General features: G+C 56.8%; 16 protein-coding genes and 3 pseudogenes. 9 read left to right on the plus strand and 10 right to left on the minus strand.

The features are described 5' to 3' along the window. The first annotated feature begins 123 nt into the window (after positions 1–123). A complete protein-coding gene (locus tag AB8A27_RS14725; RefSeq protein ID WP_441242530.1) occupies positions 124–1164 on the plus strand; it encodes a DUF1254 domain-containing protein in 1041 nt (346 codons plus the stop codon). A gap of 544 nt (positions 1165–1708) precedes the next feature. Here AB8A27_RS14725 and AB8A27_RS14730 read toward each other — a convergent pair. After that, a pseudogene (locus AB8A27_RS14730) lies at positions 1709–2030 on the minus strand (thiamine pyrophosphate-dependent enzyme); the annotation flags it as partial. Positions 2031–2245: 215 nt separating this feature from the next. On the opposite strand from AB8A27_RS14730, the gene AB8A27_RS14735 reads away from it, so the two are divergent. Next, positions 2246–2584, plus strand: a complete 339-nt coding sequence (locus AB8A27_RS14735; protein ID WP_441244913.1) for an AAA family ATPase — start codon at positions 2246–2248, stop codon at positions 2582–2584. 171 nt (positions 2585–2755) lie between these two features. Here the strand turns inward: AB8A27_RS14735 and AB8A27_RS14740 are convergent, their stop codons facing one another. From AB8A27_RS14740 to AB8A27_RS14770, 7 genes and pseudogenes are all read right to left on the minus strand, one after another. Beyond that, a complete protein-coding gene (locus tag AB8A27_RS14740) occupies positions 2756–4345 on the minus strand; it encodes a hypothetical protein (RefSeq protein WP_441242531.1) in 1590 nt (529 codons plus the stop codon). A gap of 300 nt (positions 4346–4645) precedes the next feature. Further along, positions 4646–5077, minus strand: coding sequence for a hypothetical protein (locus tag AB8A27_RS14745; protein WP_441242532.1), 432 nt, complete (start codon positions 5075–5077; stop codon positions 4646–4648). 55 nt (positions 5078–5132) lie between these two features. Further along, entirely contained in the window at positions 5133–5297 is a 165-nt protein-coding gene (locus tag AB8A27_RS14750) for a hypothetical protein (protein WP_441242533.1), read from the minus strand. Further along, complete coding sequence (locus AB8A27_RS14755) at positions 5294–5581, minus strand: hypothetical protein (protein ID WP_441242534.1); 288 nt, start codon at positions 5579–5581, stop codon at positions 5294–5296. Before AB8A27_RS14755 ends, AB8A27_RS14750 begins: the two co-directional genes overlap by 4 nt. A 119-nt stretch (positions 5582–5700) precedes the next feature. After that, positions 5701–6069, minus strand: coding sequence for a hypothetical protein (locus tag AB8A27_RS14760; protein ID WP_441242535.1), 369 nt, complete (start codon positions 6067–6069; stop codon positions 5701–5703). A 203-nt stretch (positions 6070–6272) separates the two neighbouring features. After that, complete coding sequence (locus AB8A27_RS14765; RefSeq protein ID WP_441242536.1) at positions 6273–6554, minus strand: hypothetical protein; 282 nt, start codon at positions 6552–6554, stop codon at positions 6273–6275. A 78-nt stretch (positions 6555–6632) separates the two neighbouring features. Continuing rightward, a pseudogene (locus tag AB8A27_RS14770) lies at positions 6633–6917 on the minus strand (helix-turn-helix domain-containing protein); the annotation flags it as partial. A 53-nt stretch (positions 6918–6970) separates the two neighbouring features. Between AB8A27_RS14770 and AB8A27_RS14775 the strand changes: the two are divergent. Beyond that, the gene (locus tag AB8A27_RS14775) at positions 6971–7225 is read left to right on the plus strand and encodes a hypothetical protein (RefSeq protein ID WP_441242537.1); all 255 of its coding nucleotides are present in this window, start codon (positions 6971–6973) and stop codon (positions 7223–7225) included. Here AB8A27_RS14775 and AB8A27_RS14780 read toward each other — a convergent pair. Together AB8A27_RS14780 and AB8A27_RS14785 are read right to left on the minus strand one after the other, a co-directional pair. Continuing rightward, entirely contained in the window at positions 7222–7527 is a 306-nt protein-coding gene (locus AB8A27_RS14780; protein WP_441242538.1) for a hypothetical protein, read from the minus strand. The two genes, AB8A27_RS14775 and AB8A27_RS14780, sit on opposite strands and share 4 nt — an antisense overlap. Before the next feature lie 273 nt (positions 7528–7800). Beyond that, positions 7801–8403, minus strand: a pseudogene (locus AB8A27_RS14785) (IS5 family transposase); the annotation flags it as partial. A gap of 276 nt (positions 8404–8679) precedes the next feature. On the opposite strand from AB8A27_RS14785, the gene AB8A27_RS14790 reads away from it, so the two are divergent. The 6 genes from AB8A27_RS14790 (at position 8680) to AB8A27_RS14815 (ending at position 12641) form a co-directional block, all read left to right on the plus strand. Beyond that, positions 8680–9339, plus strand: a complete 660-nt coding sequence (locus tag AB8A27_RS14790) for a hypothetical protein (RefSeq protein ID WP_441242539.1) — start codon at positions 8680–8682, stop codon at positions 9337–9339. Positions 9340–9745: 406 nt separating this feature from the next. Further along, the gene (locus AB8A27_RS14795; RefSeq protein ID WP_441242540.1) at positions 9746–10024 is read left to right on the plus strand and encodes a hypothetical protein; all 279 of its coding nucleotides are present in this window, start codon (positions 9746–9748) and stop codon (positions 10022–10024) included. After that, the gene (locus AB8A27_RS14800; protein WP_441242541.1) at positions 10021–10185 is read left to right on the plus strand and encodes a hypothetical protein; all 165 of its coding nucleotides are present in this window, start codon (positions 10021–10023) and stop codon (positions 10183–10185) included. The genes AB8A27_RS14795 and AB8A27_RS14800 overlap by 4 nt, the downstream gene beginning before the upstream one ends. A gap of 9 nt (positions 10186–10194) precedes the next feature. After that, complete coding sequence (locus AB8A27_RS14805; protein WP_441242542.1) at positions 10195–10575, plus strand: hypothetical protein; 381 nt, start codon at positions 10195–10197, stop codon at positions 10573–10575. 396 nt (positions 10576–10971) lie between these two features. Continuing rightward, the gene (locus AB8A27_RS14810) at positions 10972–11427 is read left to right on the plus strand and encodes a hypothetical protein (RefSeq protein ID WP_441242543.1); all 456 of its coding nucleotides are present in this window, start codon (positions 10972–10974) and stop codon (positions 11425–11427) included. Positions 11428–11507: 80 nt separating this feature from the next. Beyond that, positions 11508–12641, plus strand: coding sequence for a hypothetical protein (locus AB8A27_RS14815; RefSeq protein WP_441242544.1), 1134 nt, complete (start codon positions 11508–11510; stop codon positions 12639–12641). The last annotated feature ends 62 nt before the right edge of the window (positions 12642–12703 follow it).

The raw sequence follows: 12703 nt of genomic DNA on the forward strand, positions 1-12703 counted from the left end.
CTCGAAACGCTCGGAGGCATTTGCCTACCGATTACGCGTTGATCGCTTGGATGGCATTTAAGCTTCAACGTGCCGCGCCTGTGGAATGCCCCCTGCGTCGCCAGTCAGATTGAATGAAGAGGTATGTCGATGTTTCGCTCGGTTGGGATTGGTTTCGCATTGGCTTCGGTTGCACTGGCCGGAGGAGCGTTCGCCCAGGCTCCGGACGGCAAACAGCCTGTCACCGTCGATAATTTTGCCCGCGCCGAGACCGACCGCTACCTCGCGGTGAATGCAACGGCCATCGGCGGGCTGGGCAAATTTCAGCACTCGCGGGAGCCCGTATCCATCGATAAACAAGCGGTCATCCGAATGAACCGGGATACGCTGTACTCGTTTGCGGTGTTTGATCTTGCTGGCGGGCCCGTAACGCTCTCGCTGCCCGACACGGGCAAGCGCTATATGTCGATGATGGTGGTCGATCAGGACCACTACCTGCCAATCGTCGCCTATGGCACGAAGCCGGTGACGCTGACGCAGAAATCAGTTGGTACGCGATACGCCTTTGTCGCTGTCCGAACGCTGGTTGATCCCAACGATCCCAAGGATCTCGCCGAGGTCCACAAACTTCAGGATGCCATCAAGGTCAGCCAGAAGAAGACAGGCACGCTGGACCTTCCAAACTGGGATCAGGAGAAGCTGACTGACATCCGCAATGCGCTGCTCGCGCTGGCAAAATATCAGAGATCGTATCACGGCTCCTTTGGAGCCCGTGGCCAGGTCGATCCGATACAGCACTTAATTGGCACAGCCTCCGGATGGGGTGGCATTCCGGAAAAGGACGCCATGTACCCGAGTTTCACTCCCGCGAAAAATGACGGCAAAACAGTTTACACCCTCAATGTGCCAAAGGCCGTGCCGGTGAAGGCTTTCTGGTCGATCAGCGTCTACAACGCAAAAGGGTTCTTTGAGAAAAACGCCTACAATGCTTATTCGATCAACGACCTCACCGCGAAGAAGAATGCGGACGGCTCCGTCAAAGTCCAGTTCGGCGGCTGTGACGGCAAGATCCCAAACTGCTTGCCGATCGTTGAGGGCTGGAACTACACTATACGGCTTTATCGCCCTGAACAGCCCATCGTCAGCGGAAAGTGGAAACTTCCGGAAGCCCAGCCTTTAAACTGAAGCTTATCGGGCATGCAGCAACCTCGCGAGGGCGCGCGCGACAAAGCGATAGACAAAATCCGACTGTAACCGGACAATCGATCCGTCTTAGAGGACTGGTTCGCTATATCCAAACTGACACGGGGCGCCTCGCGCGGCGACTTTTCCCCGCACGCACACCACGCGTTATGAATTGAATCGGTTCGGAAGCGTCCGCACCTTGACGGACGACGTCCGCTTTTCGCCTCAAGCGGTCACTCGCGACCAGCTCCGATCGAACGTCTGTCGGAACAAGAATCGGCAACCGGGCCCTCCTTCTCTGCCATATCTTTGATGAGATAAGGCGGAGCAGGTTGCGGGGCTACTGCGTCAGGTTGGAATGTTGAGATCGCAGAGTGCGGCGACAGGCATAACGCTCGCGAGTGCAGCTCAAGTTTGATCCTGGTGGGCAGGGGCACCGCGTCACCAATCCGAACCTGCCACTGCGCAGATGGCCGTCGATTTCAACGCAGCATCGGCGATGACGCAGCGTTAAGGGCAGAACGCCCTTGTGCTGCATGTCGGCTAGTTCGTCCACCAAAACACGAACATTCTCGCAGTAGTCCACCGGCACCACCATGAGGTGGAGGCCACCGACCGCGAAGGCTTTCCCCAGTGTCGGTGCCAGAGCGCCCGCCTCGGTCACGCGATGACCCCGGGCACCGTAGGACTGCGCGTAGGCGACGAAATCCGGATTACCGAAAGTCATCCCCGCATCGGCGAAACGGTCGACGGCCTGTTTCCATCGGATCATCCCGTAGGCGTGATCCTCGATGACGAGCACGACGAAATCGAGCTTCAGCGGTCTCCAGTTCCTGCGAATTCGTCATAAAGCCGCCGTGACGGCATATTAAATAGATTATATAAATCCGCACGTTACATATTATTCGGCACATTCCGGAAATCTGTCGACAGTTTTGCGAACGCCATATGGGTATTTTTACGACTTGCATAACGGTTGTTTTGCGACCGTTATAACGGCAGTTTTGTCGAGTTTTGTACCATGTCGCTTATACCGCGCCATCTCTCCACGCGCCTGTAAGATGCCCTTTCCAACAGTCGGATCGTAAACATCGTTGGTCCCCGGCAAGACGGGAAATCGACCTTGGTCCGTGATATCCTGAAGTCTGCCGCCTACGTGACGTTGGACGACGATGCGATCCGACGCGCATTGGACGAGGACCCATACAATCAGCTCAAGGCGCTCTCTGATCAGGCCAAGGATTCTGGCTTGCCCGTCGTCATCGACGAAGTTCAGCGTCTTCCTGAACTGACTTTTGCCCTCAAGCGCATCGTCGATCAGGACAACCGTCGCGGCCACGCAATTCCCGGGCTGATGCGTTATGAGTTATTCAACGCCGACACAACCAGAGCTCGAGGCGTACTAGAGGGAAATGATTAGGCTCGTCGGTGTAGATTATTTTCCGGAGAACGCCGCTACGTTCGTAGCTGCGATGACTTAGAAGCTGCTCGCTCCGGCGACGGAACGCGATCACGCCAACGACCGATAGGCTCGGGGCGCGACGCCGTCCCGCCCCTGAGGTGCCAGACGATCGGTGCTTTGCGCTGAGGATCAGCGGCAACCAGCGCCCCTCTTGAGACCGGTTTCTTCAATCACCACGCATGAATGTCCTGGATCGCCTTCCGGATAAGGAACGCCGGTCGGGAGCAGGAACGTGACGGAATGAGCGCCGGCCAAGCCGGACGGGAATCTGGTCTTCTGTTTGACGATGTACTCACCCCCCTTCGCACGCACCAGCGCACCGGACGAGAGTAACTGCACCAACCCGGCCTGTTGCGGCATCACCTCGTACTTCTGGGCCGGGGCACTGCCGACCACGGCCTGCGGGTCGATATCCACGACGCCGCCGGGCGAGTATCTGAACAGATCGCTCTTCGCATCGCTGTTCGGAGCGTTCGTGATGGTCTCGTTGGCGGGCCCAACAGGTTCGGCGTTCTTGTCCTTCTTCACCGAGACAATCGCGCCGGAGGGCGCGGCAAACGACCTGACAGCGTAGACGGCTGACGTCACGTCGGGGGCCTTGCCAGTCGCCGTTCTCACGGAGCCGACGGACTGGAAAGATCCTGCGGATGGTGACTCGTAGAAATACGGCAGGCAGTTCGGCCGATTGAAGAACACTACGCGTTCCTTGCCGACACCCGTCACGCCAGCAAGAGGCCGCTGTCCGGGCTCGCTTCGATTCGGCCCCGTGGACAGACTGGTCACGACGACCCGCTCGACGCGCTCGGTCGCGCCGGTGAACTGCCAGATGGTCGGAGCATAGCTCGTCAAGACGACGTATACCGGGTCCGCGCCGGTTTCGATGTTGACGCGCCCGGCATGGACGACGTTATCCTGCGATCCCAAGGTAACATTTGACAAGGTCTCGGTCTCGTACGAACCGAACAGGACTACCTGTGCTTTCTCGGATGCCCTCGGCATCTCGCAGCCTGCTCGCTCGGCTCGTGTACGGTAGTCGCTCATCTCTTGCTGGGAAATGACGCCGTCACGGTCGGCATCGATCTGTTGGAACAATTCCGCGCCCATCGCCTCGTAGGCGGCAAGGGTGACAACGCCCGAGGAGGTCGCGTCGAGTTCAAGGAGCTGCTGCGCACGCGTGGAGAAACCGCCGTTGCGGTTCGGCTTCACCGACTTTGCGGCTTCAAGCGACGAGACTTTGCCGTCGTTGTCCGCGTCGAGAGACATGATGGCCCGAACGCGCGATGCGATCTGACCGGCGATCGCATCGCGAACCGATGGGCCCGGGAGCGGCGACGTCTGGGATCGAAGTTCGTAGGATATGCCTCGTTGGATTTCAACCTCCGTAACGAAGCCGTCACCGTCGAGATCGTATCGCATCGCCTGCTGGACAGCCAGCGCCCTGCTCTGAGTTTCCTCCATGACCTTGTGAAGTTGAACGTCACGCTGGGTAATCTCACCATCGGAATCGGCGTCGGCCGCTACGAAGAAAGCCCGGAGCGCCTGTTCGTATGTCTGCTTGGTAGAACCCGACTGAACGTTCTGCAGGAGGGTTTGCTGCAGTGTTTTCGCGTCAATCGACGCGACGCGCGATTGCTGAGACCACGCCGGTCCCGCGCCTAGTAGAGAAATGCCCAGACCCGCAGTCACGCCGGCGGCGCGCGAAACAAAATGTAGTCGCATGTCCATCTCCGTTTGCCGAGTATGCGTAAGGTCTGCGAGCGCGCCGCTCAAGAAAGTTCCTCGGACTTATGGTCGAGGGGTAAACAAATGCTTCCGCGATGCCCGACCTCAGAGTGAAATGAGCCCGGCCACGTTCGGCGCGATCCGTGCCCATTTTATGTGGGGAAATTGCCAACTATATCGGTCTTATTGGAGGTTTGGCGTTGTCTTATGTGGGGAAAGCCGTCCGAAAACATGGAGGAATTTCGGTTCTCTTGCCGATCTTATCTGGGGATCTAGATGTTCACTGTGCGCCCTCACTCATTGAGTCCCTACATCTTGTTTTTCCTTCGGGAATACGACATCCCAAACCCTTGTGAACCTCGCGGGTAGTCCTTCGCCGATATTGTCGAAGGCTCGGACCATCACATAAACAGCGGCGATGAAAGAGATCGTCCGCGTGCTGATGATGCTTAGATAACCATCCGCCGGCGCGTCCTTGAACACGATTGCGAGCATGAGCGCGTAGAGGCCCACAATCGCCATCATCATTTCCGTAATTCCATAGGACAAACGATGTTTGCGCCTGACCCAATAAAACATCGCTGCGATCGGCACCGCAGAGAGCGACAGTACGAAAAGTGACATTCGAGCCGACAGCAGATCGGATATCAACATGAGCACTGCGCTGCATGGAACGGCCAGGACAGGTGTCCACCTCCCGGCAAAGAACAGCCCAAGCTTTTTAAACATTCACTTTTCCCCCGCGCATCCCCGCAACAGCGGCTCGCCTTCAGTTTCTTATCGTTCACTCATTTGGCTTCACATTGGTTTTTAACATGGCGCGCAGCTCCAGAAATGCGCGGGCTACAGGCTCCCAGTCTGAATTCACGGTGGCGCCCATCGCCCTGCCGCTGTCGATCAAAGCGACCAGGCTTTGGGCGTGTGCCAGTTTAGCGGAATAGTCCTTCATGGCGCCAACCTCATGTGAAGCAAAACAACATCAACGATGAGATGCTTCTCATAGTCAGTAAGCGGCTGACCATTTTTAAGCCTCTCCGACGTATTCTCATCATTCACAGCGCTAAGCGCCAAATCCAACACGTTACCGGTCAGACGCTCATTCTTATGAAGACGACGCGACACATGACCACACAACGTCGCAAAACGCTTCCGCGCAGCCCTCTCCTCAGGAGTTCGCTGAGGAATCATGTCATGCAGCTCATTCCGCAGAAATTTCTTGTATTCCTTGTCCATGACCACCCTCCGTTTCAACGGCATGATGAAGGAACACGGTGGGTCATTGCAACTCGTTGAAGCTTAATGGGCTGAGTGACACCGGCCGGAGAAGTCCACAGGCATATTCCGGCAAGCGTTCATGCATCTACGCTTCTCATAGATTTGTCCGACAGCCACGAACACACAGCGGCTGGAAGTGCTCCTAAAAGTACAGCCATCACACCTGACCAAAACGGCGCAAGGCCGCTCCATAGAAAGAGCAACACTGACGCGGACACCAGACCTCCTACGGCTGTCGTTTTCAGAAGATGGAAGGTCTGTTTCGACAACGCCCGGTCTATCCCCGCCATCAACAACGCCGGGACAATCGCAATCGGATAAGAGGCAATCAGCCACGCCAACAGATCTTCGCTCGATGGAATGCCTTTCGAGACTTCATCCGGGGCGTTGAAAACGAGCATCCCGAGAGGCGGGAAGAGAGCTGCGAATATCAGAAAACGCTTCATGAGATCGTCTCCAAGCTCCCTTGTCTGACTTGGAGAGGCTTTCGTTCATCAGCGCCCTGATTTCCTCCGGCGTCTTGCGGATATTCTCAGGGAGCTTGTTCAATCGCAGAAACTCTTTGCGAGCCTCCGCCTCTCTATCCTCAGCGGGTGTGGTCTCCCGCACCCTCACCTCACCTTTGGGAAGAGGTTTCTGGAAACTGGTCTCACGTCGGCACCAGTTGCGCCACGTAGCCCCCCCAGTCGGCTTTTGAACCTTCTTGACCGGGTTGAGCGCGCCCGTAGTCACGGAAGGTGTCGAAAACGGTCTGGCAACGGTCCAGAGACCATTTCAGATCCTTGTTCGACCAGATGAACCACGACACCTTGCACGCGTTCTTGTCCAAGAAGGCTTCGAGATACTGAGCACGCTCTCTCTTTTCTTGTATCGTTTTCTTACTTGTATCGTTCTGCGCGCCATTTTTGGCCTGCCACTTTTGGCTAGCCATTTTTGGCAGGGCATCAGCAATGTAGATTTTCCGTTGCCCATGCTGGTTTACGGCAGGCTCGATGTCGACGAAGCCTGCCTGCTCCAGCTCCGCCAGCCACCTAGAGACGCTTCGAGTGCCAGCGTCGTACAGCCGCGCAAAGTATGCATTTGATGCCCAACAGTAGCCTTCACGCTTCGTAAGTGCCGTTAGCTCTCCGTAAAGTAGCTTGGCGTTGGCCGAGATAGAAGCATACCGAACTGATGCCGGGATAATCGCATAGAATGTTGGACGTTCGATGGGACCTGACTTTCTTTGATTTCCGCCTGACTGTCTTTCGGCGGATCCGCACCAGTCAGGTAATGCGGCCCCTTGAACAAACAGTGCCCCGTGAACATCTAACCCTCAAATGAAGTGACTCTTTTTGCGGCATCAAAATGCATCTGTCCCCGGTACAAGACCTCGCCATCCAAGCCCTCACCGCCAATCTCGTTGGAGCGGAAGAATTCGACCGCCTGTTCCTTGGCGTCGAATTCATCGAGGTTGAGGGAGATATTTTGTTCGTAGGGGCGCCCAGCGAGGAAGCGGCCGACGAGATTGAGCAGTACTGGGAAGAGCTAGCCGCTATCGCGACGCGGGTGCTGGGCCAACCTGTCGGATTGGTAATGGTTTTGCCGAGACTGAGGGTCTAACGCTTTTTGGTCAGCCCTGTCGGGTCATAAGTGCCAGGCATACCCAAGACTTCAACGTCCCATGCGTGGTTCGTGTGAACGAAGTCATTGCCGCCCTCTTTGTCGGTCAGTTTTGCATAGACGAGGAAATGCGTACCTCGCTCATGGGCTCGTCTGAGCGCTTTCGGAAATCTGACTCGGAGGCTTCGCGATATCCCCTGACCGGCGATCGGCCGAACGTGTAGGTCGCCGTGAAGACCGCTGCCGCTCTCGGTGTAGGTCTCGACGATCATACGAATGTAAGGCTCTTCCGGCTTCCCCATCCCTGCCTCCCAAGGTTGCAGGCATGTTGCCGTATACGATTTCGGCGCGCAAGATTCTCCCGCTGCCCTAAATCTCAAACCGTTTGCTCGGAGGCAAAATGCCCTTCCGAAACTGGTATCGCTGCATGACCTGCGGTCACTCGTGCATGCAGTGGACGACCGAGACCTTTGAGCCTCAAACCTCTCCCTGCCCGTCCTGTGGGGCTCTCTTTCACCCGTGGGCGAGTGAGGACATGACGACCGCCAAGTTCAAGTCTGACAACGGCATCGTCGATAGGGGCTGAAGCAGATCGGATCGCTGCGATTGCTTTTCGGCGGGATGTTGGCCCACGCGCCCTTCTTCATCGCAAGCTCCCTGATCCAGTCGGCGTCATAGCCACGGTCGGCAAGCAGCATTGACCCGGACTTCAGACGAGACAGCAGTTTTCCAGCGAGTCGAACGTCATGGGCCTCACCCGGGCTCAGCGCCAACCGTACCGGCAGACCATTGCCATCGACCACCGCATGGATCTTGCTCGTCAAGCCGCCGCGTGACCTTCCCATCGATTGGCGCTGGTTCCTTGTGATGCAGTCTCCATGCTGATGCACGCGGACAATGGAGGTGTCGATCATCTGGACAGAGCCATCATGGGTTTCCGCGAGGGCCTCCATGATCGAGTCCCAGATTCCAGCCATCCGCCAACGAACAAACCGGTTGTAGCAGGTCGTGTAAGGCCCAAAGGTCTCTGGCAGATCGCGCCATGGAGCTCCCGACCGCAATATCCAGAAGATGCCGTTGAGGACCCGCCGGTCGTCGACCCTCGGCACACCCCGCTGCTTGTTCGGAAGGAACGGTCTGATGGCAGTCCACTCAAAGTCCGTGAGTTCATATCTCATGATTCGAGGCCCCGGTACGGAAGCTTGAATCATGTCTATCTGAGTGTTCGCAACACCGAACGGCAGGTCCGAGATGGGTCGGATAGCGGACATGCTGCCGACATGTCAAAAGCGACGCGAATGCCCCCGGGCCGACATGCTTGCGACCCCCGATCCCCCCACATGAACCAAACGCAGGACCGGGCCACTAACGCACAGCAGTTTGGCCGGTTTTCATTGCCATAGCTTTCGGCTGGGGCACGGTTCGGACGTCACTTTGGCGGATTGGAATCGTCAATGCCCCTTCTCGATTTGCTCTACCTCGTTGTCGTCACGCCGCTGTTGCCGCTGCTGGCCGGCGCCGGCCTGTTCATGCTGACCCGTTCCCACTTGATGGCGGCAGGCCTTTCCGCCCTCGGCTTCGGCGCCTGGGGCGCCTTGTACTTCTCTCGCTTGTCATTGAACGGCCCTTTGTCGGGCGCGCTCTACGGAATAGGAATCGACGGCGTCGCCAGCGGGTTAGTGGCGTTGGTCGGCAGCGGCTACGTGCGCCTGATCGGAGCGGAGGCGCGACGCATCGGCACGGAGCGGACGGCAATCGTGCACGCCGTCGGCATCGCCTTCGCAGCGACAGCATTTGTTTTGCTCTTCGTGACGCATGGCTCAGACAAGGTCGGGATCGGGCTCTATCTCTTAATGCTCGCGTGGTCGCTCGGGGGCGCGGCTGCAACCGGCAGCTTCGGCGGTGTCGTCGCCACGATGGCGTTCGCGATGGTCGCCATGGTGCATGGCATCTGGGGCGCTGCAATTGCCAGTGGTGTCCGCGATGCCGGCCAAGCCTATATCGCGATCTTCATCGTGCCGCCGTTGCTGGTGCCTGTTCTCGCGTTCGCCGCCTTTGGCAGGTGGCTCGGCGGCGCCCTCCGAGTGCGCGGAGGCCATGGACGACCAGGATAGGTGGGCTGCGCGGATAATGTCGCCTGTTGGCACAAAAGGGACCTGAGGCGATGTAGAACTTGAGTCTGCAATGTGCGGAATAGCGGAAACGGGTTGAGCTTGCTTGCGAACCTCAATTTATGAGTACACGCTCTAGCGTGGACCGTTCACCGAAGATGCCGCTGGCTCAGCGCTTACGATAGAGACGCTTGATCAGATACCAGATCAACAGGAGCAACATGCTCTTTCTCTCCCACAGTGCGCGGGAGAAAACGAACCCGTGTGCGCCCGGCTGAGCCGCGGCTTCTGATAATTTAAAACACCGACATATCGCCATCTCCCACTCTCAATGAATGCTATTTTAGGTTGCACGCTGAGCTAGTCAAATACTATCGTGTCGCAGGCGATCGGAGCTTAGGGGGCAAGGATGGCACTACCTGCTAGCAATAGTCTGCTCGCGCTTGGCGCCGCGTTGCTAGTCGCCTCTTCGGCCCTCGGACAGACACCCAAGACGGTACAGACAGATAAGATCAACCGGTCCACCGAGATCGATCCCATGATCGGCACAGATGGCGATGGCCGCTTACTGATCGACTGGGCTGCGGCAGAGCAGATCGCGACATCTCCCGCTGCCCCTCGGCGCACCGCATCGGCAAGATTGATGCTGGCCATTCGCGATGGTCAATGGAGACCTATGCCAAAATGAGCGACGAACCGCTCTGCCTTGCCTGTGGCGCCGTCGAGATCGTCGATACCGGCCATTCGGAATACTCCTTCATGTGTCTTGCCTGCGGCTGCTGGGGACCTTTCGCCGATCAGGTGGAGCAGAAATTGCACGACCTCGAGCCTTCATCCCAAGCGAACTAGGGGGAGCGAATGACCGACCAGACACTTCCGCCAGCGGCTGCCATTCCGGAGGTCACAGATCCAAGCTCTGAAATCGACCGGAAGGTTATCAGTCTCGGATTTGCGATCTTCGTTGTATTGGGCGCCGCGTTGACGTTCGGCTGGACGATTTGGGTCGTCGTGACCCAGTTCTCTAAATGGGAGGCGATACTCGAAAATCATTTCGCTGCGATCGTTGGGTTACCCGGCGCCGCAGCGGCCGCTTTCGCGTTGGTCGTTTTTCTCCGCCAGACGGATGGGCCAATCGAGTTTGAATTCGTGGGATTCAAATTCAAAGGTGCATCGGGCCAGGTCGCTATGTGGGTGATCTGCTTCTGGGCGATTGCTGGAGCTATCAAGCTCCTATGGTGACGGTGCGCAAATGCGCCCCAACAATCCACGATGTGTCTGGTGGTAGAGCGTCTCACTCCGAACAGATAGCGTGCCAGGCCTTGCCCTCCCGCTCTGGTTGCGCTTTGATGCTGACCAAAATGGGGAAGGAACATGGCAAACATCAAGGGACCACGGGATCATTCGCCAGCCATTGAAAAGCTGGCTGCTCAGAAGTTGCGCGACCCAAATGCAGGACGTGACACGAAGCGGCTGGCTGGCGCGGTCTTAGCTCATGCTGATGGGAAGCGCGCGAAACCGGCTCCAAAGCCGTCCAAACGGAAATAGCATCGTAGAACTTTGCTGAAGGGATGCTCCGCCGGCAATCGCGTCTGCACGCGTTGCGCTCGGATGCTGGGAAGTCTTTGGGGGACACCAATGAAACCGCTCGCTCTCGCAGCGCTGCCACTTTGTTTGCTGCTGGCCGGCTGCTACGCCACCGCCGCCTCTCAGGGGTCCACCGAGGTGGCTTCGGCCGCCCCGCTTCTAGGGCCCGATGAAATCAGGGATCTGACACCGGCAGAGAAAGCAGTCCTCGCCAAGTCTTTCGCTGCCGGCCTAAAAGATCCTGACTCGGCAAAGTTTCAGTGGGCAAAAGTGCGCAAAGCCATGCCGCTAGACGGCAGCTTCGATTACTGCGCGATGGTCAACTCCAAAAATAGCTACGGCGGATACGTTGGCATGCAGCCGTTCATCGGCACCGTCGCCGTCACCAAAGGCAAAATCACCGCCGGCGTCTTGGGCGCCGTCGGTGAGTCGACACCAATGTATCGCGACATCCTTCCGAAGATGTGTCGTGACAAAGGGCTAGACCCCTTTATCGCCTCTCTTTAAGGGCCAAGCTTAATCCCAATTGGAGCTGGCCTTTGCAGCATCCGCCAATCGCATTTTCAGCAATCTCAGGACGGCAATAGATGAACGTAGAAACGCTGCACGCCATTGCCACCAGTGTACTGAAAGATTTCGAGACAAACGATATCCCCGGGAGGCTGACAAAGCTCGTCGCCCACGCTCAGAATCGCGTCAATGCGCCCGCTGAACCCTCCTACCCTCAACAGTTCGACCAGCAAGTCAAAGATCTACGAGAAATACTGCCCAAACTTTCGAGCAATTCATTTCCGCCCTTATGGATCGAATATCTTCGGGAAATGAATTCTGAAAACTGGATCGGGCACAACCTACTCTCCGCGATCGAAGACGTGCTGTCGCAGAATGCTGTAACGCCAACAATAGCGTTGGAGCATTTGAAGGAGATTTCCGACGAGATAGATGGCGACATTAGCGCTCTAAAGAATCTCCGGGCGAGTTTTGTTCGCTTCGCCATTGGCACCGATTTGCCGGAGCCCGGAACGGCGGAAGTCGGCATTCTAATCCCCCGAACGGCGGTGCATGAAAATTTATCGGAATTTGGCTCAGAGCTGAGAAAGCTATCGCGGATAGTGTCTGTGTTTCGCGAAGCAACCCACGGCGATCGTCCTGACATTAGACTAAAATCGATCGCTTCTAGCGAATTCTCAATACTCTGCCAGATCGATTTCGAGACTGCCAAGCTCATAGCAAAGAGTATCAGCAACCTAATTGAAGGCTACAAAATCGTCATTGGCATTAAAGAACAAATCGCGGCGCTGCGCATCTCTGGCGTTCCAGAAGAGAATCTCAAAGGAATTATCGATCACGCTAATGACAAAATGAAGACGACGGTGAACGCTCTCAGCGAAGAGATCGTTACGACTTTTCCGGATGGAAAGGTGGAGAAGACTCGAAGAAAAGAACTGAAGATCGAAATGACCGGCGCACTTGGCGAGATCGCCAGTCGCATCGATAAGGGTTTTAGTTTTGAGATTCGAGCAGCGAAGCCAGCCGCGTTAAAGAATGGCGAAGAGGAGACGCAAGATGCCCAGGCGGCTCGCAGCCTGGTCGAGAACCAATACTCAGAGATTATTGCTCAACAGCCGTCGCTTCAGTTCCTAAAGACCGACGGCCCCCCAATTCTCTCACTTCCCGGCCTACCCGAGGGTGACGGGAAAAAAACTGAAACGGCCACTTGATAGGGGGAGACGCCGAAGACCTCCTCTTTGCGCTTGGTGCTGCGCTAAAGCAGCACCGCGAC

The sequence above is a fragment of the Tardiphaga sp. 768_D3_N2_1 genome (assembly GCF_052076105.1).
Lineage (GTDB): Bacteria > Pseudomonadota > Alphaproteobacteria > Rhizobiales > Xanthobacteraceae > Tardiphaga.

Coding starts and splice junctions, on each gene's coding strand:
- AB8A27_RS14725 (WP_441242530.1), top strand. CDS start 124: ATGTCGATGTTTCGCTCGGTTGGGATTGGTTTCGCATTGGCTTCGGTT.
- AB8A27_RS14740 (WP_441242531.1), bottom strand. CDS start 4,345: ATGCGACTACATTTTGTTTCGCGCGCCGCCGGCGTGACTGCGGGTCTG.
- AB8A27_RS14745 (WP_441242532.1), bottom strand. CDS start 5,077: ATGTTTAAAAAGCTTGGGCTGTTCTTTGCCGGGAGGTGGACACCTGTC.
- AB8A27_RS14750 (WP_441242533.1), bottom strand. CDS start 5,297: ATGAAGGACTATTCCGCTAAACTGGCACACGCCCAAAGCCTGGTCGCT.
- AB8A27_RS14755 (WP_441242534.1), bottom strand. CDS start 5,581: ATGGACAAGGAATACAAGAAATTTCTGCGGAATGAGCTGCATGACATG.
- AB8A27_RS14760 (WP_441242535.1), bottom strand. CDS start 6,069: ATGAAGCGTTTTCTGATATTCGCAGCTCTCTTCCCGCCTCTCGGGATG.
- AB8A27_RS14765 (WP_441242536.1), bottom strand. CDS start 6,554: ATGGCTAGCCAAAAGTGGCAGGCCAAAAATGGCGCGCAGAACGATACA.
- AB8A27_RS14775 (WP_441242537.1), top strand. CDS start 6,971: ATGCATCTGTCCCCGGTACAAGACCTCGCCATCCAAGCCCTCACCGCC.
- AB8A27_RS14780 (WP_441242538.1), bottom strand. CDS start 7,527: ATGGGGAAGCCGGAAGAGCCTTACATTCGTATGATCGTCGAGACCTAC.
- AB8A27_RS14790 (WP_441242539.1), top strand. CDS start 8,680: ATGCCCCTTCTCGATTTGCTCTACCTCGTTGTCGTCACGCCGCTGTTG.
- AB8A27_RS14795 (WP_441242540.1), top strand. CDS start 9,746: ATGGCACTACCTGCTAGCAATAGTCTGCTCGCGCTTGGCGCCGCGTTG.
- AB8A27_RS14800 (WP_441242541.1), top strand. CDS start 10,021: ATGAGCGACGAACCGCTCTGCCTTGCCTGTGGCGCCGTCGAGATCGTC.
- AB8A27_RS14805 (WP_441242542.1), top strand. CDS start 10,195: ATGACCGACCAGACACTTCCGCCAGCGGCTGCCATTCCGGAGGTCACA.
- AB8A27_RS14810 (WP_441242543.1), top strand. CDS start 10,972: ATGAAACCGCTCGCTCTCGCAGCGCTGCCACTTTGTTTGCTGCTGGCC.
- AB8A27_RS14815 (WP_441242544.1), top strand. CDS start 11,508: ATGAACGTAGAAACGCTGCACGCCATTGCCACCAGTGTACTGAAAGAT.